This is a genomic window from Sphingobacterium griseoflavum (assembly GCF_014653155.1).
Taxonomy (GTDB): Bacteria; Bacteroidota; Bacteroidia; order Sphingobacteriales; family Sphingobacteriaceae; genus Sphingobacterium; species Sphingobacterium griseoflavum.
In genome coordinates, this window is the sequence record NZ_BNAF01000011.1 from 40140 (window position 1) to 63340 (window position 23201).

Consider the following 23201-nt stretch of genomic DNA (forward strand, 5'->3'; position numbering starts at 1 on the left):
CAGATGATAAAAAAAATATGTATAGCGCTGCTGGCTTGTGCCAGTATTGCTTCTTGTGATATCGATCGCTTTCCTTACGGTTCAATGGATACGGATCGGATAGAAAATGATCCAGACGCGTATATTGAATCCTTATTAAATGGAACTTATGCGCAGTTGAAAACATGGTCTGACCCGATGCATCGCTGTGGCGAATACGCCGGTGATAATATCATGATTCGAGGATCCTCCACTGATGCTTTCTATGAATTTATATCTTTCTCCCGTACGCCCAATAATGGTCGACTCAATCAATTCTGGAATGCGGGATATAAAGCCATTGCACAATCTTCCAATATCATCAATATGTTTGAAGAAGGCCGGAATGCGGAGTTCGACAATAAATTGGGAGAGTGTTATTATATCCGCGGTCTGATGTATTTTTATTTGGTTCGTGCTTATGGAAGACCATTCTATCAAAATCCTAGTGTCAATTTGGGCGTTCCTATTGTCAATGGAACACCGGAAGATGTCGTTAACCTCGAATTACCTGATAGAGCCACTGTTCAGCAAACTTACGAACAAATTATTGCGGACTTGCTGAAAGCGGAGGAAATGTTAACCATCGACAATGGGCCAATCTATGCTTCAAAAGGAGCCGCTCAAGCCTTGCTGTCCCGCGTGTATCTTTACATGAGTGGTACGTACGATTCTCCAAACTCGCAATATGCACAATTGGCGGTGGAATACGCAGATAAAGTGATTAATTCAGCGAATTATGCGCTGCTTCCCCGAGATCAATTCATGCAATATAATACCTATACGCCAGAGAATAATCCGGAAACTATTTTTGCGGTTAAACGCGTAGCATCTGAATTTTCAGGCGCCGATCATTTTTATGGTGTAGGCGGTATGTACGCAAATATTGGAGGAATGGGTTGGGGAGAAATGTATGCTAGTGCGAAATACATCGATTTGCTTAACGAAACTGGTCGTAATGATTGGCGCCCGGAGAAATACAGGATTGTGGATGCACGTGCTGCTTTTATTGAGCCAACCTACAGTCGAAATGCGAGCACAGGAGCGTTCACAGAAGTGTTTCGTTTTATAAAACAGGATCCAGCAAACGGCTTCAATTATGTTCAGGCACCAGTCACGCGTAGCGGTAATGTAATAACTTGTCGTGACGGAGATCAGACCTATACATTGTCTGCCGTTGACGCTGCGCAGGAAATTTACAGCATCAACTATAGTGATAACAGGACGTACATTGGCGTGCTTGATAATTTTATTACACTGAACAGAGTTTATCCACAGTTTTACATCACCAAAGCCTCACGAGAGGGAGAAGATTCTCATTTACATTCACCCGTTATTAGCCGTTTGGGCGAGATTTATCTAAACAGAGCTGAGGCGTATGCAAAACTTGGTAACTACCGTGCTGCCCTTACAGATTTGAATCTTATTCGAACACGCTCCATCGTAAACGGATCTTATGCCTCGCTTGATGCGTCCAATGCCAATGCAAGGATCGATAAAGAACGCCAATTGGAACTGGCTTATCAAGCAGAGCGAAGTTATGATGTTTTTCGTAACGGGGGTTCACTTACAAGGTCTTATCCTGGTCCGCAGATACAGAATGAAAGTATTGCGGCGAGTGATTTCCGGGTAGTGTATTTCATTCCGCAGGATGCCATAAACTCCTATCCTGGAACATTGACACAAAATCCGACACAGTAGTCTTTTAAGGCTTCCCTGAACATTCAGGAACTATAAAATGGCTTTGCAACAGTGCAAAGCCATTTTTGTGAATACCACTAAATAATCGTTTATTTTATTGTAACTTTGTGGGCTTGAACAAAAAGTAAGTTGCCGTGAGGTAACGTTTTTAACACCGAATATAGTTATGGCAAATATCGTTGCAATCGTAGGGCGTCCAAACGTTGGAAAGTCCACTTTATTTAATCGTTTAACAGAGAGTAGAAAAGCTATTGTTGATGACTTTAGCGGGGTTACTCGCGATCGTCATTACGAAACGGCAGAATGGATCGGTAAAAAATTTACTGTAATCGATACGGGTGGTTTTGTGCACGGATCCGACGATATTTTTGAAGAAGCGATACGAGACCAGGTTCACATTGCGATTGAAGAGGCTTCGGTGATCGTTTTTATGGTTGATGTTACCACGGGCATTACCGATCTAGACGATGAAATAGCAGACTTATTAAGACGTAGTTCGAAACCAGTTTATGTAGTTGCCAACAAGGTAGACCACGCAAAGTTGCACCACGATTCTGCCGAGTTCTATGCTTTTGGTTTGGGAGAGGTATACAACATATCATCTGCTACGGGGTCGGGTACCGGGGAGCTTTTAGATGCGGTCGTTTCTCATTTTCCTGAACAAGAAGAGGAGGAGGATGATGCGCTGCCAAAGTTTACCATCGTGGGGCGGCCCAACGTTGGGAAATCTTCCTTAACAAACGCCCTACTTGGTGTTGATCGGAATATTGTGACAGAGATTGCCGGAACTACCCGAGATTCCATCCGCATACATTATAAGCAGTTTGGGCATGAGTTTCTGCTAATTGATACCGCTGGTCTGCGAAGGAAATCGAAGGTTAATGAGGATATCGAATTCTATTCGGTTATGCGGACCATCAAAGCATTGGAAGATTCTGATGTTGTTATCCTCATGTTGGATGCCAACGATGGCATTGAAGCACAGGATATCAATATTTTCCATTTGGCAGAGAAGAACAAAAAGGGCATTATGATTGTCGTAAACAAATGGGATACCATTGAAAAAGACCATAAGACGTCAAAGGAGTTTGAAGCCAAAATCAAGGAAAAAATAGCGCCATTTAGCGACGTGCCGATAATTTTTACCTCGGTTACAGAAAAGCAGCGTATTTTCAAAGTCGTGGAAACGGCGATGGAGGTGTATCAAAATAAAACAAAAAAGATATCTACCTCCAAGTTGAACGATGTGATGTTGGAAATTATCGAAAATTATCCACCACCGTCCACCAAAGGTAAATATATCAAGATCAAATACGCGACGCAATTGCCTGGTAGATCACCTATGTTTGCGTTTTTCTGTAATTTGCCACAATATATAAAAGATCCCTACAAGCGTTTTGTGGAGAATAAGTTGCGCGACAACTTCGACTTCAAAGGCGTTCCCATTCAGATTTATTTTAGACAGAAATAAGCGGCTTAGCTAAAAATTCATGGAAAACAATCTTGTCCTTTATAATACGTTAACACGAACGAAAGAGAAGTTTGAACCGTTAAATGCCCCTTTCGTTGGAATGTATGTTTGCGGACCCACGGTATACAGCGATGTGCATCTAGGAAATTGTCGCACCTTCGTGTCCTTTGATCTTATTTTTCGATACCTCTTGCATTTGGGCTTTAAGGTTCGTTACGTACGTAATATCACGGATGCAGGACATTTGGAAGGCGACCGTGATGAGGGCGATGATAAATTTGCGAAAAAGGCAAAATTGGAACAGCTGGAACCCATGGAAATCGTGCAGAAGTATACATTGGGCTTTCACGACGTGTTACGCCTATTTAATACCTTGCCTCCCAGCATCGAGCCAACGGCTACGGGCCATATTTCAGAACAGATCGAGATGGTTAAGCAAATCATCGATAATGGATTTGCTTATGAATCCAATGGTACGGTGTATTTTGATGTCGAAAAGTATGTGCAGAGCAACGACTATACGGTGTTGACCAACCGTAAGTTGGAAGATATGTTAAACAATACGCGTGAGCTGGGCGGTCAAGACGAAAAGCGGGGGCGTTTGGATTTTGCACTTTGGATAAAAGCTAAACCGGAGCATATCATGCGCTGGCCTGCTCCTTGGAGTGTGGGCTTTCCGGGCTGGCACATCGAGTGTTCGGCGATGAGCAGCAAGTACCTTGGTGCACAGTTTGATATCCATGGCGGGGGTATGGATCTGGCAGCAACACACCACACCAATGAGATTGCCCAGTCTGAAGCTTGCAACCATGTTCATCCAGCCAAGTACTGGATGCACACTAATATGTTGACCGTTAATGGTGCGCGGATGTCCAAATCAGCGGGCAATGGCTTTTTGCCCCATCAATTGTTCACTGGTGATCATCCCTTACTAACCAGAGGGTATTCGCCTATGTCCGTTCGTTTCTTCATGATGCAGGCGCATTACCGTAGCACGTTGGATTTTTCCAATGAAGCGTTAGATGCTGCAGATAAGGGCTATAAACGCTTGATGTCTGCTATAGCTTTGTTGGATAAGATGAAGGCTACGGATTCCAAGCCTTCGAGCTTCGATTGCGCAGCTACAAGGGATCGTTGCTACGCCGCGATGAACGACGATTTCAATAGTCCGGTTTTGATCGCCGAATTATTTGAGGTGGTACGATTTGTGAATGCAGCGTACGATGGAAAAGCAAAAATTGACAGTCAGACCATTACCGAAATAAAGTCTTTAATGCAGCATTTTGTATGTGATATTTTGGGATTGAAAGATGATCTATTGACGCAGGATAACGGAAGTTTAGATGAGCTTATGCAAATTATCATCAATATCCGTAATGAAGCTAAAGCAAATAAAGATTTTACGACCTCCGATCGGATCCGTGAAGAACTCAGTGCAGCTGGTATTCAATTAAAAGACAGCAAGGACGGAACACTTTGGAATAAGATTTGATTGTAGGACGACAAAAATGTATTAATGAAATTAACAAAAATTTATTCGCTTGTCGTACTTTATGCCTTTTTCGCGTCGCTATCAAGCGTTCAAGCGCAGCTTCCGGATAAAGTAGGGGGGCTCATCCGAGCCGATCGGACGGCGGCGAATATCGCCAAAACTGCCGGTACGCATGAGGCGCTGATGTCCATTGTCGATAAAGAATCCACCTTGTATGTTCCTTCGCCCGTCAACGCCGTAAACTACCTAAGCAATCGACCTAATCTTCCTGATGTATTGACATGGCAGCCTAATTTCGCGCTGGTGTCTAAAAGTCAGGACTGGGGCGTTACTTCTGGTCCCATGGAATTTCAGAAGATAGGTGTCATCAAGCGTTACGGGCAGTATCTGACGGTGTGGCGAAGAGATAGAAAAGGGAATTGGAAAGTCCACCTGCGTGCAGAGGTAGAAAACTTTGGGAAAGGTACCAAATCAGACTTGGTTTTTTACGAGCCTGATGATTCCTGGTATCTTAAGCACCGGTCCAAGGTACGTCTCCAGCAACGTGAAGAGGTAGTCACACAAAGTGATGAACTCTTTTCGACGATTTTAAAAGCAGATAATGAAGCAGCTTTTAATGAATTCCTATCAGACGACGTACGTTATTATTATCCTTGGGAACCCGAAATGGAGGGTAAGAAAAACGTACTGGCTTTTTTAAAGAAAAAACGTATAGAAATTACGACAGAACCTACGGGCGTTGGGCGGGCCTATAGTGGCGAGTATGCTTACACTTCCGGCACGGCAAATGTCCGTTCAAAAGAGAAGGTCGTGAAATTCAACTATATCCGGATTTGGCAATTGAAGGACGATTATCAATGGCGCGTGCTGGTGGAGATGATGTTCGAACGCTAGTTTTCGGTCATATGGGTTGTATTGGAAAGCAGTGGGCGCAGCATATAAATGCACGTTACGACTATTTCAATCCAATAAAAAAGCTGATCATTTTCTGATGATCAGCTTTTTTACTGGTGGTTTATGTTGCCTTATTTCTTGGCGAGGCTTTCGTCAGTTATCCACAGTTTAAGCTCGTCGCACGCCAAAAAATCCGGGTTGATATCAATAAAGGTATTATCTTTTCTAGCTTCGAACCATTCGCTTAAACTTCGATTTATTTTATCCTGCTTTGCTGCCTCTTGGATCTTGGCAAAATCCTGCTCAAGATTTGCCTTATGTGGTGCAATACGGGATTTCAGATACATAAACTTGTAGACTTGGTTGCCTGTTCGATCTTTGGACAGGAAGGCCTTGGAATATTGGCCTACTTGCAAGGGGTCAATAGCCGTGAAGGTCTCCCGGTCTAGTTGGTCCATTGCAATTAGGCTTGAGCGGTCTTCCTCATTGACAATCATCCCTCCTGTGTATTTCGTTTCATTGTTGTCCGAATAAGTAGAGGCCGCGAGGTGAAAGCTCAATTTGCCTTGTTCTACTTTGTCATATATGCTGTCAATTTTCGCCTTAGCGCGTTGCAGACTGGCGTTTGTAGGTTTTGTTTTGATCAGTACGTGGCGTACATTCACCTCTTCCCCACGACGCTGTAAAACTTGTAGAAAGTGAAACCCATACATGGTCTCAAAGACCGGAGATACTTCGCCTTCCTTCAATTTAAAGGCCATCGCCGAGAACTCCTTCACATAACTGTCTCGCGTGGCGAAGCCCAGTTCGCCACCATAAGGAGCGGAGCCATCCTCCGAATAGAGCCGTGCCACGGTGCCGAAGTCCGAGCCGTTAACAACCTGCTGACGATAACCTTCTGCCTTTTGTTTGAATTGCTCTTTCTCTTCTTTTGTTAAAACGGGGTTGATGACAATCTCGCCCACCTCTACTTCCGTGTTGAAATATGGTAAACTATCTTGGTTCAATCCGGTAAAATAGCTTTTGACTTCCTGTGGCGTAACATTAATGGTCGTTACGATGTTTTGCTGCATTTTCTGCGCTTTCAATTGTTCGCTGATACTGGGACGCATTTCTTCTTTATATTGAAGTAACGATCGGTTCAAAAACTCTTCTAAACGTTCTTTGCCACCCGCTTGTCTCACCATCATTTGCATCCGTCTGTTCAAGTTGTCGTCCACCTCGGCCTCGGAAACCTCGATAGAGTCAATAATGGCCTGTTGAGAGAGGAGTTTTTGGGTGACAAGCTGCTGCAACAGATAACATTTCATGTTGTCATTGGGCTTCTCGCCCTGTGCCAAATATTGCGCATATTGCATTTCGATATCCGACTGGAGGATAATACCTGATCCGACTGTCGCCACCACACGGTCCACCAGTCGACTCTGCGCACCTGCAATCTGCAAACCACATACAGCAATGATCATTGCTGCCAATAAATTTATGTATTTTTTAATCATAGAGTCTCTCTTTTGCGCCGTGCAAAATTATCAGAAAATAACGGGAATAACATGCTCTTTCTGAGATAATTTTTCGGTAATTATACACTTCAAATGTACTAAATCTTTGCGCGCTAAATTATTAAAAATGTTAAAAAATCATTTTTCTTTAACCATATTTAACAGCTTCGTTGTTATTATAGTTGTGGTAAATAATATGTAACTTGGGATATTTACTACATGTCGATCATATATGAGAACGTTAATCATTGTTTTACTTAGTTTTTTTATGCTGAAATCTACTGCACAAGAAATCCCCATGTTCGTGGGGACTTACACGAACAAAGGGAGTCAAGGAATTTATCTATACATGTTTGATAGTGAGACTGGCGACGCGGTGCTTTACGCAGCCACGGCCGCACAAGATCCCTCATTTTTGGCACGTTCGGAAGATGGTAATATGTTGTATGCTGTCCGTGAACAGGACGCGGAAACCGCCGAAGTCGCTGCCTATACCTTTGATGGGGACCTCCTTTCTTTCGTTAACAGTCAGCCTACCGGCGGCGGCGCCCCGTGTCACGTTGTGGTAGGGAGAAAGCATCCTTTAGCGCTTGTTTCAAACTATGGTGGAGGCTCTTTAGCGGTATTTAAATTGGATGACAATGGCGCGTTGGGGGAAAGGATTCAGCTCATCCAGCAGGAAGGGCAAGGCCCAGATAGCGATCGTCAAGAAGCATCTCATGTGCATTCGGCATTTTTCACCGCGGATGAAAAACGGGTGTTTGTGCAGGATTTGGGTGCTGATCGCGTGACCATATATCGTGTGTCGCATGAACGAGATCAATACAAACTGGTTGAAGAAACAGTTATTGCTACACCTCCAGGCGGAGGGCCGCGTCATTTGATACTGGACCAAGCAGAAAAGAACTGCTATGTTTTGCTGGAAATGAAAGCGCAAATTGCCCGTTATAGAAAAGAGAAGGATGACTGGAAGCTCGTGGACACTGTTTCGATCAATGCCGATGGATTCGCCGGCGAAAATGGGGCAGCTGAAATAAAGTTTTCACCGGATTATAAGTTCGTGTATGCAAGCAATCGAGGAGAGGCCAATAGTATTGCTCTTTTTGAAGTTGGTAAGTCTGGCGAATTGCTCAAAAAAGAAGTATATGCCGTGGAGGGTAAAGAGCCGCGCAACTTCAATATCAGCCCCGATGGAAAATTTTTATTGGTTGCCAATCAGGGTACGGATGATATCGTGGTTTTTCGTCGTGACCTAAACAGCGGCGAACTGGAAGATACCGGAAAAAAGATTGAGGTATCTACGCCTGTCTGTATTATATTTTAGACGTTGCGTACATCAGCAGTGACGCAACAGCGCGTTTGCGTCACTCGGTTTCTTCTTCGGTTTTCGCAATGTTGCGGTCTGTGGACTGATTTTTTTCTGCCTCATCCTCCTCACTTTCCAATTCGTGGGTCTCTTCATTGTACATCCCTTCCAGCTCATCGATTACGGTATCTTTCCAAAGTGGGGTGCCGGTAAAATAAGCTGCGCGTCCTATCATATGTGCAGCGATCGGCGCGGTAATGATCAGGAAAAATATAATGGCAATAGCTTTTGTCGTGACCGAAACGTCCGGAAACATGATCGCAGCGCATATGAGAAGGAGTCCGACACCTAAAGTCGACGCCTTGACCGTAACAGACAATCGCAAATAGAAATCAGGCATGCGTAGGATGCCGATAGACGCGAATAATATCGATAGGACACCTATCGTACTGATTATAGCTAATATAATATCAATCATTTTTCTGTTTTTCTGTGTAATAGGCAAAGGCTACCGTGCCTAAAAAAGCAATAAGGGCAAGTATAATGGCAACATCCAACAATACAGCTTGATTGGAACGTATGCTGTAGACGGTGATGATACCGATCCCGGTGGTGATAATTAAATCCAAAGCGATAACCCGGTCAACCAGCGTAGGCCCCTTAAATAGCCGAATGAATACCAACATAACGGCGATGGATAGCACGGGAAGAATAACGTAGTCAAAATATGTTTCGAGTGTAATCATCGTAGAATTGCTAATAACCTTCTTTCGAGTCCTGTTTTGGTCTGTCTGACGAATGTTTCGGGATCCGTAAGGTACATCACGTGGATATAGATTGTTTTTTTGTCATCACTGATATCAATAATCAGGGTGCCCGGCGTCAGCGAGAGCATGGTACTTAACAGATTAATTTCAAAATCCGTAGAAGCGTTCAGTGGATATCGAACGATCCCAGGTTTAAAGAAATATTTGGGCGTAACAACATCGAACGCTACCTGTATATTTGCTTTGATGACTTGGTATAAGAAATAAAATATAAAGCTGATGATCTTCGGGACACGGTAGAAATACCGTTGATCCAGTTCGTTTCGATTCATGATCCACAGCACGAAAAAACCGAGCATAAACCCAAACAAAAAATTTGTGTAATACATGGATCCCGTGAGCGCTACCCAAATTGCCGATAGCAACAGGTTCATTAAAAAGTATTTAATCATATGCTAGTTCGTTTTATCTCCCAAGACGGCTTCGATATACTCCGAGTTATCCATCAGTTGAGAGGAAATTTTATCCGTTATATTGATAATTGCTTCTGCATTTAATCCTACATAAAGTGTGACGACGCCTAAAATCAGAATGGGTAAAACCATCAATAGTTTTCTGTAGGGGCGCATCGGCGCAAAGCGATCGTCGAGAAGATCTTCCTGCGGAGGGTTTTTCCAAAACACTTGCGACCACATCTTGGCGATAACGTACAGCGTTATGAAACTTCCAATAATCAAGGCTGCAGCGAAAAAGTAATGGTGCATTTCAAAAGCGCCCTGAAAAAGGAATATCTTTGGCCAAAACCCCGACAACGGTGGTATACCGACCAAAGAAAACAGCACGATGGCAATCATCAACGATATTTTCGGATAGTCGCGATAAAGACCACCTAATTTTCCCATATCTAGGGTTCCGCGTAGTTGACGGATCAAACCTGCTATTAAGAACATATTTGTTTTGACCATGATATCATGTATAAGATAGAACACGGTTCCCATTAACGCTATCTTCGTAAACATCGCTATACCGCCGACCATAAAGCCGATGTGACATACTATCAGATAGGAAAAAAGCCTGCGTACATTTGTTTTTATGAGCGCTCCAAATGCTCCGGTGATGATGGTCATGACAGCAATACCCATAAGTAACGTTCGCGTGAAGTCGTCGGGAATGAAAATCAGGCTCAGGACGCGTATAAGTGCATAGATACCAACCTTCGTCAACAACCCCCCGAATGTAGCTGCAACAGCAGATGGAGGCGTGTGGTAGGAGGATGGCAACCAATAGTACAAAGGGAATACGGCAGACTTAATGCCGAAGCCAATAATGAAAAAGCAGGAGGTGATGCCCACTAATGTTTTGTTTTGGACCAGTTGGATCTTAAGTGCGAGATCTGCCATGTTGAGTGTGCCGGTTATCCCGTACAAAATCCCGATTCCAGTCAAGAAAAACATGGAAGCCAAGATGTTCATAGCCATATACTTGACGGCTCCCTCCAATTGCGCTTTCCGCCCTCCTAACGTCATCAACACAAAAGATGATATGATGATGACTTCGAAAAACACGTATAAGTTGAAGATATCACCCGTGAGGAAGGCTCCCTGCAACCCCATAATCAAGAAGTGGAAAATCGGGAAATAACCGTAAAGCATGCGTTGTCTGCTCAGGCTTACCGAAGAGAACAACGATACGGCGACGCCTGCTATGGATGTCAAGAGAACGAGCGTCGCACTGAAGGCATCGGCAACGAAGACGATGCCGAAAGGTGCATCCCAATTTGCAGCGTTCATCGTTAAGATACCATCTGCCTGCACACGCGTAAACAGGCGTATCGCAACGAGCAGACCAATGATGCTGCCTCCGACGCTTAGAAAACGCTGCGTCACGGTTTTTCGCCAAAACATCAGTTGGGCAATAGCCGTAAAAAGCTGTACAAAAATAGGAGCCAAAATATGGTTGTCTATCATAGATCTTCTTCCTCCGGTGTGTTTAAATCATCTAAATCGTCTGAGTCCACCAGCGCATACACTCTTTTCAGGAGAACAATTGCAAAGGACGTAAGTGCGAAACTGATGACGATAGCAGTTAAAATTAGGGCTTGGGGTATAGGGTCTGCGTAGATATCTTGGAATACCTTGTAGGCTTCGTTGATCACAGGAGGACTTCCTTTCGTAATTTTACCCAACAAAAAGATTAAAATATTAGTGCCATTCCCCAACAGCATGATGCCCAAAAGTAGCTTCACCATGCTTCGGCGTAAAATAAGGTAAACGCCGCTCGCATACAATAAGCCTATGATGATAACCAGTAGTAATTCCATATTATTGTTCTAATGCTATGGTAAACAAAATGGTGAGCACAACCCCAATGACGACCAAATATACCCCTAAGTCAAAAAATAGGGCCGACCCGATCATGCCAATGACCGGAATTGGCTCCTCAAACCAAAGCCCAGTCATAGGCGGCAAACCAAGTAGCAGCGGCGCGACAACGCTTAACGTAGAGATTGCCAAACCAATTGGGATTAGGGATAGGGGCTTATAGCGCAATATCTTCATGGTGCTTGCTGTGCCATTGGCAAAACTATGGAGTACAAAAGCAATAGAGGCCACCAATCCGCCTACAAAGCCCCCTCCGGGATAGTAATGTCCCCTTAGCAGCAGAAAAAACGAAAACAATAAGAGGATCGGTAGTAGATACCGCGTTGCTGTCTGTAATATCGCACTTTTCATACATTCTTACTTTATAACGCCATTTCAAAAACAGGCGCTGCTTTTACTCTTTTTCTGATGATTTTAAACGTAACCTAATCAAACTGTAGACGCCGATTGCCGCGATGGATAATACAACCGTTTCGAACATGGTGTCAAGACCGCGGAAATCCACGAGAATAGTATTGACCACATTTTTGCCCTTGGCCAGCAAATATGAATTTTCGCCGTAGAAACTGCTGATCTCTGTGACATTGGGTTCTTGCAACACTCGCAGGGCAATGAGGGAAAGGATAACACCAAAGCCCAGCGCCACCACGGCATCACGAAGCTGTAGCCAGCGGCTTGTGATATTGATAAAGCTTGGGAGTTTGTACAAAACCAATACAAACAACACGGTAGTAAGGGTGTCGATGGTGAACTGTGTCATCGCCAGATCGGGTGCGCTGTAGAATACGAACATCAAACAGATGCAATAACCAATGACACTCGTAGATACCACCGACGTCAAGCGAGAGCGCGTCGTCACAATAATATATAAAGCACCCAAAAGCATGGCTACAATTCCGACTTCATACCAAGATAATGGTGTTAGGCTGTCCCATTTAATGTGTATGGGTCCGCTGATCCACAATTTATAGCCCAATAAGATTTCGGCAAAAACGATAATCTTAATGTGATAGGAACGCAGGTAACCATTGTGGAATGTTTGCGTATACCAATTTGATAGCCGCATCGTGGATCTTCCTATGATGGAAAATATACGCTGTGGCGCAATACTATTGAGGCGCTCTACCGCGGCAAGCTTTCGTTCACTTGGCTTATTAAAGAAGTAAACCACTATACCTATCAAGAGGGTGGCCAAGCTCAGTAGCAGCACGGTGTTAAAGCCGTGCCATATTTTTAAATGCATGGCAGTATCTGTCTGTACGATGGCATTTGCTGCTTGATAATTGAAAATATCCCCGATATAACCCGGGAAGACGCCAAATATTAAACCCAAACTACCTAAGATCAGCGGTGGAATCCACATGGACGGATATGGAAGGTGTACGTTAGCGAAGCCAGGTGGGAGTTTTCCCGTGAAAGGCTTTAGACCGGCCATAAAACCCGCCGCCACCAAACCAATGTTCGTGATCACGGCTAGGGCGGTAAGCCATAGCGTCCAATTTGTCTTGTAATGCAAAGTAGCTTCGTAAATTAGGTCTTTGCCTATAAAGCCAAAAGTTGATGGAAGCCCGGCACTAGACAGCGCGGCCAGCAAGGCTGCGATAAATACAGGAAAGAGCACTTTTCGCAGACCGCCCAATTTGGTGAGGTCACGGGTGTGTGTTTCGTGATCGATGATGCCGGTGACCATAAAAAGCGTAGCCTTGTAAAGCGCGTGCACCAAAATGAAAACGGCCGCTGCGATGATCGCTTCCTGCGTTCCGAGCCCTAAAAGAAAAGTTAAAACACCCAGCGCTGATATGGTCGAATAGGCAAGAATTCCTTTCAAGTCGACCCGAAAAAGTGCATGTATGGCCGCAAATACCATCGTGAATCCCCCGACAATCAGCAGGGTATTATTCCAAATTTCTGTATGGCCGAGTATTGGCGTAAAGCGTGCTAGGAGATATATTCCAGCTTTCACCATGGTTGCAGAATGCAGATAGGCAGAAACGGGCGTCGGCGCTTTCATCGCCCCCGGCAACCAAAAGTGGAAGGGAAACTGCGCCGACTTTGTAAAGGCGCCAATAAATATCAAACCAACAATCAGTGGATATTGGGGGTGGTCGACGATGAGATCATGCTTTGTGAAAAGCTCGCTAATCATGAATGTGCCTGCAATATGACCCATATAAATAAGGCCGGCAAGCAAGAAAAACCCTCCCAAACCCGTGATGCTCAAAGCGCTTAAAGCGCTGTCCCGGGAAGCTTTACTGTCGTTGTTAAACCCAATTAAGAAGAAGGAGCTGATGCTGGTAAGCTCCCAAAAAACAAATAGGGTAAGGATGTTGTTTGAGAGTACTACGCCCAGCATGGCGCTCATGAAAAGTAACAAATAGGCAAAAAACCTATCAAAATATGGATGCCCCTTTAAATAAGTCCTGCCGTAAAAGAAGATGGCTGTACCGATGCCTGTAATCAGTAGAGCAAAGAGAAGCGACAGGCCATCCAGTCGAAAATCCAAGTTGACACCTAAACTGGGAACCCAATCCACATGTTGCACCAAATTCGTTCCGCCCAAGATGGTAGGGATATGCAGTAGGTAAAACACAAAAAGAAGTACAGGTACCAAAGGGAGCACGATACTCCATTTTGCTTTAACCAGCTTGCCAAAAGGAATAAGAAGGCTCGATGTTATTAACCCTGTTAAAACAGTAAATAGCATGCAGTCTTTAAATTGTAATTATTGGAAATGGTATAAAAATAGTAAAAAATGGGGATATTTCCGCGGTAAATTTTGCATTTCTTAAGTAAGGCGCAATTCTTTTGACGGTAGGGGGTAGGAAGGGATTAAAATAAAAACGCGCTGGGCGCGTTTTTATTTTCTATTTGTGAATTGCGGTTGCTCCGTCGATGATGGAGTCTACCACAGAAGGATCCTGTAACGTAGAGGTGTCGCCCAGGTTTGCCGTTTCACCTTCGGCGATTTTGCGAAGTATGCGGCGCATAATTTTGCCGGAGCGTGTTTTCGGCAAGTCCGATACGAACTGGATGATATCTGGTTTTGCGATCGCGCCGATGATACGTGTGATAGTCTGTAGGATATCTTTACGCGTGCTTTCTTCGTCGATATGATGGTTTGCAATCACATAAGCATAGATACCTTGTCCTTTTACAGGATGTGGGTAACCGACGATGGCCGATTCGACAACGTCAGCGTGCATATTGATTGCATTTTCGACTTCTGCCGTACCAATCCGGTGCCCGGAAACATTGAGAACATCATCCACACGCCCTGTAATCCTATAATATCCTTCAGGACTGCGATAGCAGCCATCACCTGTAAAATACTTGTTCTCATAGGTTGAAAAGTAGGTCTGCTTACAGCGTTCGTGGTCGCCCCAGGTGGTGCGAAGCATGCCCGGCCACGGGAATTTTATGCATAGATTCCCCGAAACATCATTGCCCTCTATTTCTTGCCCGTTTTCATCCATTAAACAGGGCTGTACACCGGGCAGTGGTAACATGGCATAACCGGGGATGGTCGGGGATATGCCGGCCAAAGGAGAAATCAAGATCCCTCCATTTTCCGTTTGCCACCAGGTGTCGGCTATAGGCGCTTCGCCTTTTCCCACCTTATCGTGATACCAGTGCCAAGCCTCTTCATTGATCGGTTCGCCTACAGAGCCCAGTTTTTTAAGACTGCTTAAATCTTTTCCATCAATATAATCGTCCCCGAAAGCCATCAATGAACGGATGGCGGTGGGCGCGGTATAGAGCGTGTTCACTTTGTACTTTTCCACAATATCCCATAATCTTCCCGCATCTGGGTAGGTTGGTGTGCCTTCAAACAATAGCGACGTAGCGCCCTGTGATAGGGGACCGTAGACAATGTAGCTATGTCCAGTGATCCAGCCGATATCTGCCGTGCAGAAATACACCTCGCCCGGTTGGTATTGAAAGACGTTAGAAAATGTGTATCCAGTATAAACCATATAACCGCCAGTCGTGTGCACGACACCTTTGGGCTTGCCCGTAGACCCCGATGTATAAAGAATGAAGAGTGGGTCTTCGGCGTCCATCTCTTCTGCTGGGCAGGGCGGGTTGCCCTGCGTTTCGACCTTTTTAATCTCGTCTTCCCACCAGACATCGCGACCTTTGATCATCGATACAGGTGTTCGCGAGCGCGTCAGTACAATGACACGTTCCACGGATTTGCATTGCATCAAGGCATCATCTACGATAGATTTAAGCTCTAATACCTTGCCGGCACGATAGCCGCCATCAGACGTGATGACCAATTTGCATGCTGCATCGCTGATGCGATCGGCGATGGACTGTGCAGAGAATCCACCGAATACCACCGAGTGGATAGCGCCGATACGTGCACAAGCCAACACCGCAATCACCAATTCCGGAACCATGGGTAGGTAAATACAAACCCGGTCGCCTTTTCCGATATTATTGTTTTTCAGTACGTTGGCAAAAGTTTCTACCTTATCCAAGAGCTGTTTGTAACTTAATATCCGGTGTGCTTCGTTCGGATCGTTGGGCTCCCAAATGATGGCAGGCTTGTCTCCATAATTATAAATATGGCGATCTAGGCAATTTTCTGTGATATTCACGCGGCCACCTTCAAACCATTTAATGCTTGGTTCCGTAAAGTTCCAGCTCAGGACATTTGTCCATTTTCTCTTCCAAAAGAAATGTTCTGCAATTTCTCCCCAAAATGCAGCTGGATTTTCGACGCTATGTTTATAGACGTCCTGATATTCCTCAAAACTTTTAATCTGTAGGTTCATATTTTTTCGGTGCAAAATTATGATGCATTATTCAATACGGACAATTATTTATCAAAACATGTCCGTATCGGATATAGATAGGCTAATTTAGTTTTTTTTGCCATCATTAACAATCTTTTTGCGCGATAAATGGGAAGAGAGAATGTTGCATTTGACAAAATTACTATCTTTAAAATATATGAATGCACTACGGCATGGCTACTACTTTTTAATTTACACCAATTTGCTGATAGCCTGTGCAGCCATGGCACAATGTGCGTTGACCTATATATTTTTTTCGGCTCCGTTCGATTATGCAATGATCGCCATTGAGGGTGCGGCAACCCTTTTGTTGTACAACTTCAGCCTCGTCCTTTCCCGTCCCAAAGATCCCAGCAAGTCGCTGTACAGAAGGACCCGTTGGGTGTTTAAAAACGAATGGGTCTTGTGGATGAACAGTTTCTTGGCGGTATCGGTGCTCGCTTACTCCGTTTTTAAGATCCACGTCTACAGTTTGCTTTTTTTGGGCATTATTGGCTTGTTTAGTATCGCTTACTCGTTTCCTATATTGCCTTACCGTGGCAAAATAGTGGGCCTGCGCCAGCTTCCTGCCATGAAGATTTTTCATATCGCCTTGGTATGGACATTAAGTTCCGTACTGTTGCCTGCTTTTGAGCTACATCTAAATGGGGGGGCGATAGAAGCACCTAAGTTGTTCGCACTCTTTGCTTTGAAGTATGTTTTTCTCTTGATTTGTACGCTACCATTTGATATCCGGGACATCAGACAGGATTCGTATTACCACCTTAAAACCATCCCGAGTATAATCGGAGCCGAGCGTGCCATTACACTGTGCTACATTCTGCTCGGTTTGCATAGCGTCGCCCTACTCACGACGACCTTTCCCTGGTCAATCAAAATCGGCGTGCTTACCACAAATTTGCTGATCGGCATTGTCTTCCGTACGATTGTTTTTCGCCACAGAGAGCATTACCATAGTGCATACCTCTTGGATTTTGCATTGGTGCTGCAATTTACGCTGGTGATGTTCGCGGTCAGTCTTTTTGCAATGTGGCGATGATTTTATCCGCGAGTATTGCCGATAATTTATAGTAGCTTTCGAAGGTCCAGCCAGCAACATGTGGACTTAACAGCACGTTATCCCTACTGCATAGATCGTTGTACCAATCCTGTTGGCCTAACATAGGGAATTTTTCTACCGGTAGAACATCAAATGCGGCTCCTAAAATCCTTCTCTCATCCAAATAATGGAGTACCGCGGGGATGTCTACGATACCACCACGGGCGCCCATTAAGAAGAATATGGGTTTGCGAAAGTGGAAAAGGTATTCCTTATCGACCATTCCTGTCGTTTCTCGAGTCAAGGGAATATGAAAGCTCAAGATATCGGCCTGTTTGACTACCTCTTCCATAGAAACTTCACGCACATATGGATCGGAAAAACCGGTTTTATACTTGTCGTAAGCGATGACTTGCACCTCAAAGCCCGAGAGTTTGCGTGCCATAGCTTGTCCGTTGTGGCCATAGCCAATCAGTGCGACTGTACGTCCCTTAAGCTCGTAACCGCGATTTTCCTCCCTACGCCATTTGCCCGCGCTGATTTCGCGGTGCCCACGGTTCAAGTTGTTCATTAAACTGAGCAACATACCGATCATGTGCTCGCCAACGGCATCTCTATTTCCTTCATTGGCTGGTATTAACTGTATGCTTTTGCGGTGGGCATAGGCTTCGTCAATATTGTCCATACCGGCGCCGGCTCTTGCAATGAAACGCAATCGAGAAGCTTTGTCGATAAAGTCTTCGTCTACTTGAAACTTCGAGCGTATAATCAAACCCGTATAATCCGCGATAATAGATGCAGCTTGTGATTTGTTCAATGCCGGTTGATAGTCAAAAGCAATTTTTGCAAGGCGTAGCTTTTCCAACAATACTTCATGTACATCATCAACAATTAAGATAGCGTCTCCCATTATTATTTATTAATAGCCATAAAATCTTCGTTTAATAGTTTGCGCAATTGGAGCTGCTTGAGTTTTTCCGGTAGGATCCGCATCAGCGCATTGCGAGCAGCGATGAGGAAAGGGTTTTCCCATTGCGCAACTTGTCCGATCTGCCAAGAAGTACGGGTGATATAGCGTGTGCGCGCTAGTCGGCGTTGGTTGAAGTGTTGAAATGCGGCAGTGGGTATGGTATTCTGCTTAAGCTCATCCACTAACACGGCAACATCTTCTATAGCTTGGCACGCTCCCTGCCCTAAATTAGGTGTGGTGGCATGTCCCGCATCGCCAATAAATAAAATTCTGCCGTAATTGAGCTGTGCTAACGGCTTTATATCGACAATGTCGTTCCACAAGAGCTCCGCATCTGAAGTTTGTGTCAATATTTGTCGGATCGTCTCATGGTAGCCCGAGAAATGCGTCAGGAGATCTTTCACTTGAAAATTTCTAAAGATGGGGTTGTCCGCTACCGAATTGATGCAGGCATACCAATAGAGCTTATTGCCCACAAGTGGCGTCATGCCGAAACGCCCTTTTGCTCCCCATGTTTCCGACCCATGTTGAAGCTGTAGACTGCTGTTGTCGATAATGGCACGCCAACAGGTGTAACCCGCATAGCGAGGTACGGCATTCGGGAGCAATTGCTGTCGAAGACGGGATTTTACTCCATCGGCCACAATCAAAGCGTCAGCTTCCACCGAGCTGCCATCATCGAAATGTATGCGAACCCTTTCACCATCCTGACGGGCATGGACGGCTTCCCTGCCCAAGATTACCGTATCTGCGGGAAGTTTGTTCAGTAAAAATGTATGGAGATCTCCGCGATGAACGGCGAAATTTTTCTGCTGTAGGTTTTGGGTAATACTATCCGTATCGGGTGCGGCCAATATACCGCCATATTGATCCAGAATATTATAGGAATCTAGGAAATGGCCGATCTGCTCGACGCCCGCACGCAGACCAAGGTAGTCGAACGCTTGCATGGCGTTTGCTGCAAGACCAAAGCCGGCACCGATTCCGCGCAGTATCGGTGCACGTTCGTAGACGATAGCGTTTATGCCGATGCTTCGAAGACCAATTGCTGCCGTCAGTCCGGCAACACCACCGCCAATAATAGCAAATTCCGTCTTCATAAAATCGTTTAGAGCGCTCCGCTTATTTCCCTAGTCAAGATTTCAAAATCTTTTACCGACAGGCGTTCTGCACGCAAGTCATACAAGGGGTTTTCGCTCATACGCTCTTTTGGAATGACGGCTGATAAGGAGTTGCGTAAAGTTTTTCGACGTTGGTTAAAGGATGCCTTGACCACGCGCCAGAATAATTTTTCGTCGCAATCCAGTGCTACCCGTTCATTTCGAGTCATTTTCATCACGCCGGATAGTACTTTGGGTGGTGGATTGAACGCACCGGCCTTTACGGTAAAGAGGTACTCGACATCATAGTAGGCCTGAAGGAAAACACTCAGAATACCGTACTCTTTGCTGCCGGGCTTTGCCACGCAACGTTCGGCAACTTCTTTTTGAAACATACCGGTCATCTGTATGACCCTATGGCGCTCATCTAAAATTTTAAAAAGTATTTGTGAAGAAATGTTGTACGGGAAGTTTCCGATAATGGCCATTGTCGAACCGAAATATCTATCGAAATCTAACGCTAGAAAATCCCCATGGATCAGCCGCTGTTCCAGTTGCGGATATTTCTCCGCTAGATAGGCGACAGATTCATCATCTACGTCGATCATCCAGGTTTCGTAAGCTGCTTTCTCTAATAAAAAATCAGACAAAACGCCCATTCCCGGTCCGACCTCCAGTACCTGTGTGAATCCAAGTGAGGGATCCAAGGCCTCTACGATCTTCTGTGCGGCATTTTTATCGTTGAGAAAATGTTGTCCAAGATGTTTTTTTGCGCGTACTGTACTCATATCGGTGATTTACGCAAAGATAAGCATCTTCGGCTTGCCACCGACTAAAAATCCATTTTATTCTACTCCTTGTTGTGCTCGTCGACCATCCGAGTTCTACAAATCTATGTAGGATACAGTAAAAGATGAAAAGGAGACAACGAAAATACTTAAAAATGGGGCAAGCGAATGACCGCAAGATACTCCTTATCTGTTTTGTAAGCACCCGGATAAAACATAAAACGTGAGATTACCTGCTTTTCACGCTAAGATTTGACATTATTTTTCGTTATTTTTGAAGGATTAAAGTGAACAGTTATGCTTGAAAAATTAAAAATTGGTATTACCATCGGCGATGTCAACGGAGTTGGTTTGGAAGTGATTATTAAGTCGTTGATGGACAATCGCGTTTTGGAATATTTTACGCCAATTGTTTACGGTAATACGAAAGTGGCTTCATTTCATCGGAAGGCTATTGGCATACAGGATTTCAGCTTTAATGTGATTCATAGTGCTGATCAAGCGAACCCTAAGCGCGCCAATATGATCAATTGCTGGCAAGAAGATGTAAAGATCACGCTCGGTGAACAAAATGAAGTGGGGGGCAAATACGCTTTTCTATCCTTGGATAAAGCCGTAGAAGATCTTCGTGCCGGTACCATTGACGCCTTAATTACCGCCCCGATCAATAAACATAATATCCAGCAGGAAGGCTTCAACTTTCCCGGACATACAGAATTTTTGCAGTCGAAAATGGACGCGAGCGACGTGCTTATGTTTATGATTGCAGACGAGCTGCGTATCGGCGTCGTGACAGGGCATATTCCTGTTAAAGATATCGCGGCATCCATCAGTGTAGAAGCTATCGTACAAAAGCTGAAGATGATGAACGATAGTTTACGTAAAGATTTTTGGATTCAAAAGCCGAAGATTGCTGTGCTTGGTTTAAATCCCCATGCCGGCGATAACGGTCTGATCGGAACTGAAGATGACGAAATTATCAAACCTGCCATACAGCAGGCAAAGGAAGAAGGGGTGTTTTGTTTCGGTCCTTATCCTGCAGATGGTTTTTTTGCGGGCGATGCTTTTACCAAGTTTGATGGGGTCTTGGCTATGTATCACGACCAAGGACTTATACCTTTCAAGCATATTGCCTCGCGCAAAGGAATTAATTTTACAGCGGGCCTGCCGATCGTGCGCACCTCTCCGGACCACGGAACGGGCTATGATATTGCCGGTAAGAATATGGCCTCTCATGAGTCATTCCTCGAAGCTATTTTCGCCGCTGTGCATATCGTCGAACGTCGGCGTGAGCAAGCGATTCTTGCCGCAAATCCGCTAGCCTTCCGTCGTCTATCTAAAGATCGCGATTAAACTAGACATCTTGCCATCGTATTTGCTGGTGCTGGATAAATATGCGCTCTATCATGGCGATAGAAAGATGATCCGCTATGCGGTTCTTATTTTATCCGCCTCTTTTATTAAATAATCATTATTTTTGACCATTGATAGGCTTAGGCCTAGAAATGATTGCTATGCGAGAAAATTTACAACACCCTATATTTCAGATAATCAGAGATTTAGCGGATAGGGAGCAGGTGGACTGTTATGTTATTGGTGGCTATGTTCGTGATCGTATTATGGGCAGGCCGTTTAAAAATGACGTGGATGTTGTGGTTGTTGGAAGCGGTATAGATTTCGCAAGTAAGCTCGGCGAGCAGTTACATACCAAAGTAGCCGTTTACAAGAATTTCGGCACTGCTATGCTGGTACACGACAACATCAATATTGAGTTTGTGGGGGCCCGGAAAGAATCTTACCGATCAAACTCCCGTAACCCTTCTGTGGAAGATGGCACATTGGAAGACGATCAGCATAGACGCGATTTTACCATCAATGCGATGGCTTATGGATTGAATGCACAAAATTTCGGGCAGTTGCTGGATCCCTTCCATGGTCGTCAAGACATCGAACTGCGAACTATCCGTACACCGCTGGATCCAGATATTACGTTTTCAGACGATCCATTGCGCATGATGCGGGCCGTCCGTTTTGCCTCACAATTGGGTTTCAAGATTGATGCACTCGCACTCGCATCGATGGTATCCAAGGCCGAGCGTATACAGATTATATCGAAAGAACGTATAATCGAAGAGTTGAATAAAATTGTTCTTTCCCCGAAGCCATCCGTTGGTTTTCGATATCTTTTCGATACGGGTCTATTGAAGTTGATCTTCCCCGCGATGCAAGACCTCCACGGGGTGGACGTCATCGACGGACGGGGGCATAAGGACAACTTTTACCATACCCTTGAAGTGTTGGATAACATCGCGGAATACAGTTCCGATCTGTGGTTACGTTGGGCTGCTATCATGCATGATATTGCAAAGCCGGCCACCAAAAGGTTTGATAAGCGAGCGGGATGGACCTTTCACGGACACGAGGATCGTGGTGCCAAAATGGTGCCTAAGCTTTTTGCAGAATTAAAGCTGCCGTTAAATGATAAGATGAAGTTCGTGCAAAAATTGGTACAGCTGCACCTTCGTCCGATTGTCTTGGCACAGGATATCGTTACTGATTCTGCTGTCCGCAGGCTCCTCTTTGATGCGGGGAACGATATCGATGCCCTGATGGCTTTGTGCCATGCGGATGTGACGACCAAAAACGCGTACAAGAAAAGGAAATATCGAGACAACTTTGAATTGGTCAAACAAAAGTTGCGCGATGTGGAAGAACGTGATCAGATCCGAAACTGGCAACCACCGGTGACAGGCGAGGACATTATGGAGCTGTTCGATTTGAAGCCCGGCCGCATCATTGGTAAGATCAAAAACGCGATGCGAGAGGCTATTCTAGAGGGAGATGTTGCCAATACGCGGGAGAGTGCCCTGAAGTTTGTCCTTCAGCAAGGTGAAAGTTTGGGACTCGTCCGTAAGAACACCGCGAAGCTTTAATTTTTTAAAATTTATTGTATTTTTATCCTTCGGTAAAAAA

20 protein-coding genes are annotated in these 23201 nt (G+C 44.8%); 8 read left to right on the plus strand and 12 right to left on the minus strand.

What is annotated here, in order from left to right:
- The first annotated feature begins 3 nt into the window (after positions 1-3).
- The 4 genes from IE165_RS14345 (at position 4) to IE165_RS14360 (ending at position 5576) form a co-directional block, all read left to right on the plus strand.
- Positions 4-1719 (plus strand): RagB/SusD family nutrient uptake outer membrane protein, encoded by a 1716-nt coding sequence (locus IE165_RS14345; protein WP_229826572.1) that lies wholly within the window; start codon positions 4-6, stop codon positions 1717-1719.
- Positions 1720-1885: 166 nt separating this feature from the next.
- A complete protein-coding gene (gene der, locus IE165_RS14350; protein WP_189627334.1) occupies positions 1886-3190 on the plus strand; it encodes a ribosome biogenesis GTPase Der in 1305 nt (434 codons plus the stop codon).
- A 19-nt stretch (positions 3191-3209) separates the two neighbouring features.
- Positions 3210-4682, plus strand: coding sequence for a cysteine--tRNA ligase (cysS, locus tag IE165_RS14355; RefSeq protein ID WP_189627335.1), 1473 nt, complete (start codon positions 3210-3212; stop codon positions 4680-4682).
- A 24-nt stretch (positions 4683-4706) separates the two neighbouring features.
- Complete coding sequence (locus IE165_RS14360) at positions 4707-5576, plus strand: DUF4440 domain-containing protein (protein ID WP_189627336.1); 870 nt, start codon at positions 4707-4709, stop codon at positions 5574-5576.
- A gap of 131 nt (positions 5577-5707) precedes the next feature.
- Here the strand turns inward: IE165_RS14360 and IE165_RS14365 are convergent, their stop codons facing one another.
- Positions 5708-7075 (minus strand): peptidylprolyl isomerase, encoded by a 1368-nt coding sequence (locus IE165_RS14365; protein WP_189627337.1) that lies wholly within the window; start codon positions 7073-7075, stop codon positions 5708-5710.
- 268 nt (positions 7076-7343) lie between these two features.
- Between IE165_RS14365 and IE165_RS14370 the strand changes: the two genes are divergently transcribed.
- Positions 7344-8399 carry a lactonase family protein gene (locus IE165_RS14370; RefSeq protein WP_189627338.1) on the plus strand — a complete coding sequence of 352 codons (1056 nt, stop codon included), beginning with the start codon at positions 7344-7346 and terminating at the stop codon, positions 8397-8399.
- Positions 8400-8439: 40 nt separating this feature from the next.
- On the opposite strand, the gene mnhG is transcribed toward IE165_RS14370, so the two are convergent.
- The 8 genes from mnhG to acs form a co-directional block, all read right to left on the minus strand.
- On the minus strand, positions 8440-8859 hold the full coding sequence (mnhG, locus tag IE165_RS14375; RefSeq protein WP_189627339.1) for a monovalent cation/H(+) antiporter subunit G: 420 nt from the start codon (positions 8857-8859) through the stop codon (positions 8440-8442).
- A complete protein-coding gene (locus IE165_RS14380; protein ID WP_189627340.1) occupies positions 8852-9127 on the minus strand; it encodes a monovalent cation/H+ antiporter complex subunit F in 276 nt (91 codons plus the stop codon). Before IE165_RS14380 ends, mnhG begins: the two co-directional genes overlap by 8 nt.
- On the minus strand, positions 9124-9600 hold the full coding sequence (locus tag IE165_RS14385; RefSeq protein ID WP_189627341.1) for a Na+/H+ antiporter subunit E: 477 nt from the start codon (positions 9598-9600) through the stop codon (positions 9124-9126). The genes IE165_RS14380 and IE165_RS14385 overlap by 4 nt, the downstream gene beginning before the upstream one ends.
- Positions 9601-9603: 3 nt before the next feature.
- Positions 9604-11115 carry a proton-conducting transporter transmembrane domain-containing protein gene (locus tag IE165_RS14390; protein WP_189627342.1) on the minus strand — a complete coding sequence of 504 codons (1512 nt, stop codon included), beginning with the start codon at positions 11113-11115 and terminating at the stop codon, positions 9604-9606.
- Entirely contained in the window at positions 11112-11468 is a 357-nt protein-coding gene (locus IE165_RS14395; RefSeq protein ID WP_189627343.1) for a Na+/H+ antiporter subunit C, read from the minus strand. Before IE165_RS14395 ends, IE165_RS14390 begins: the two co-directional genes overlap by 4 nt.
- Before the next feature lies 1 nt (position 11469).
- The gene (locus IE165_RS14400; protein WP_189627344.1) at positions 11470-11880 is read right to left on the minus strand and encodes a Na+/H+ antiporter subunit B; all 411 of its coding nucleotides are present in this window, start codon (positions 11878-11880) and stop codon (positions 11470-11472) included.
- A 43-nt stretch (positions 11881-11923) separates the two neighbouring features.
- Positions 11924-14233, minus strand: a complete 2310-nt coding sequence (locus IE165_RS14405; RefSeq protein WP_189627345.1) for a putative monovalent cation/H+ antiporter subunit A — start codon at positions 14231-14233, stop codon at positions 11924-11926.
- A gap of 160 nt (positions 14234-14393) precedes the next feature.
- The gene (acs, locus tag IE165_RS14410; protein WP_189627346.1) at positions 14394-16310 is read right to left on the minus strand and encodes an acetate--CoA ligase; all 1917 of its coding nucleotides are present in this window, start codon (positions 16308-16310) and stop codon (positions 14394-14396) included.
- A 178-nt stretch (positions 16311-16488) separates the two neighbouring features.
- Between acs and IE165_RS14415 the strand changes: the two genes are divergently transcribed.
- On the plus strand, positions 16489-17370 hold the full coding sequence (locus IE165_RS14415; protein ID WP_189627347.1) for a UbiA prenyltransferase family protein: 882 nt from the start codon (positions 16489-16491) through the stop codon (positions 17368-17370).
- On the opposite strand, the gene IE165_RS14420 is transcribed toward IE165_RS14415, so the two are convergent.
- The 3 genes from IE165_RS14420 to rsmA are packed head-to-tail and all read right to left on the minus strand — an operon-like array spanning position 17345 to position 20228.
- The gene (locus IE165_RS14420) at positions 17345-18280 is read right to left on the minus strand and encodes an NAD(P)-dependent oxidoreductase (protein WP_189627348.1); all 936 of its coding nucleotides are present in this window, start codon (positions 18278-18280) and stop codon (positions 17345-17347) included. The two genes, IE165_RS14415 and IE165_RS14420, sit on opposite strands and share 26 nt — an antisense overlap.
- Before the next feature lie 2 nt (positions 18281-18282).
- On the minus strand, positions 18283-19440 hold the full coding sequence (locus tag IE165_RS14425) for an FAD-dependent monooxygenase (protein WP_189627349.1): 1158 nt from the start codon (positions 19438-19440) through the stop codon (positions 18283-18285).
- Positions 19441-19448: 8 nt separating this feature from the next.
- Positions 19449-20228, minus strand: a complete 780-nt coding sequence (gene rsmA / locus IE165_RS14430) for a 16S rRNA (adenine(1518)-N(6)/adenine(1519)-N(6))-dimethyltransferase RsmA (protein ID WP_189627350.1) — start codon at positions 20226-20228, stop codon at positions 19449-19451.
- Between the two features lie 297 nt (positions 20229-20525).
- On the opposite strand from rsmA, the gene pdxA reads away from it, so the two are divergent.
- On the plus strand, positions 20526-21581 hold the full coding sequence (gene pdxA / locus IE165_RS14435; RefSeq protein WP_189627351.1) for a 4-hydroxythreonine-4-phosphate dehydrogenase PdxA: 1056 nt from the start codon (positions 20526-20528) through the stop codon (positions 21579-21581).
- A 161-nt stretch (positions 21582-21742) separates the two neighbouring features.
- Positions 21743-23161 carry a CCA tRNA nucleotidyltransferase gene (locus tag IE165_RS14440; protein WP_189627352.1) on the plus strand — a complete coding sequence of 473 codons (1419 nt, stop codon included), beginning with the start codon at positions 21743-21745 and terminating at the stop codon, positions 23159-23161.
- Positions 23162-23201: the final 40 nt, after the last annotated feature.

What these genes read in the sequence shown, in the direction of transcription:
- IE165_RS14345 (WP_229826572.1), top strand. Translation starts at nt 4, where the DNA reads ATGATAAAAAAAATATGTATAGCGCTGCTGGCTTGTGCCAGTATTGCT.
- der (WP_189627334.1), top strand. Translation starts at nt 1,886, where the DNA reads ATGGCAAATATCGTTGCAATCGTAGGGCGTCCAAACGTTGGAAAGTCC.
- cysS (WP_189627335.1), top strand. Translation starts at nt 3,210, where the DNA reads ATGGAAAACAATCTTGTCCTTTATAATACGTTAACACGAACGAAAGAG.
- IE165_RS14360 (WP_189627336.1), top strand. Translation starts at nt 4,707, where the DNA reads ATGAAATTAACAAAAATTTATTCGCTTGTCGTACTTTATGCCTTTTTC.
- IE165_RS14365 (WP_189627337.1), bottom strand. Translation starts at nt 7,075, where the DNA reads ATGATTAAAAAATACATAAATTTATTGGCAGCAATGATCATTGCTGTA.
- IE165_RS14370 (WP_189627338.1), top strand. Translation starts at nt 7,344, where the DNA reads ATGCTGAAATCTACTGCACAAGAAATCCCCATGTTCGTGGGGACTTAC.
- mnhG (WP_189627339.1), bottom strand. Translation starts at nt 8,859, where the DNA reads ATGATTGATATTATATTAGCTATAATCAGTACGATAGGTGTCCTATCG.
- IE165_RS14380 (WP_189627340.1), bottom strand. Translation starts at nt 9,127, where the DNA reads ATGATTACACTCGAAACATATTTTGACTACGTTATTCTTCCCGTGCTA.
- IE165_RS14385 (WP_189627341.1), bottom strand. Translation starts at nt 9,600, where the DNA reads ATGATTAAATACTTTTTAATGAACCTGTTGCTATCGGCAATTTGGGTA.
- IE165_RS14390 (WP_189627342.1), bottom strand. Translation starts at nt 11,115, where the DNA reads ATGATAGACAACCATATTTTGGCTCCTATTTTTGTACAGCTTTTTACG.
- IE165_RS14395 (WP_189627343.1), bottom strand. Translation starts at nt 11,468, where the DNA reads ATGGAATTACTACTGGTTATCATCATAGGCTTATTGTATGCGAGCGGC.
- IE165_RS14400 (WP_189627344.1), bottom strand. Translation starts at nt 11,880, where the DNA reads ATGAAAAGTGCGATATTACAGACAGCAACGCGGTATCTACTACCGATC.
- IE165_RS14405 (WP_189627345.1), bottom strand. Translation starts at nt 14,233, where the DNA reads ATGCTATTTACTGTTTTAACAGGGTTAATAACATCGAGCCTTCTTATT.
- acs (WP_189627346.1), bottom strand. Translation starts at nt 16,310, where the DNA reads ATGAACCTACAGATTAAAAGTTTTGAGGAATATCAGGACGTCTATAAA.
- IE165_RS14415 (WP_189627347.1), top strand. Translation starts at nt 16,489, where the DNA reads ATGAATGCACTACGGCATGGCTACTACTTTTTAATTTACACCAATTTG.
- IE165_RS14420 (WP_189627348.1), bottom strand. Translation starts at nt 18,280, where the DNA reads ATGGGAGACGCTATCTTAATTGTTGATGATGTACATGAAGTATTGTTG.
- IE165_RS14425 (WP_189627349.1), bottom strand. Translation starts at nt 19,440, where the DNA reads ATGAAGACGGAATTTGCTATTATTGGCGGTGGTGTTGCCGGACTGACG.
- rsmA (WP_189627350.1), bottom strand. Translation starts at nt 20,228, where the DNA reads ATGAGTACAGTACGCGCAAAAAAACATCTTGGACAACATTTTCTCAAC.
- pdxA (WP_189627351.1), top strand. Translation starts at nt 20,526, where the DNA reads ATGCTTGAAAAATTAAAAATTGGTATTACCATCGGCGATGTCAACGGA.
- IE165_RS14440 (WP_189627352.1), top strand. Translation starts at nt 21,743, where the DNA reads ATGCGAGAAAATTTACAACACCCTATATTTCAGATAATCAGAGATTTA.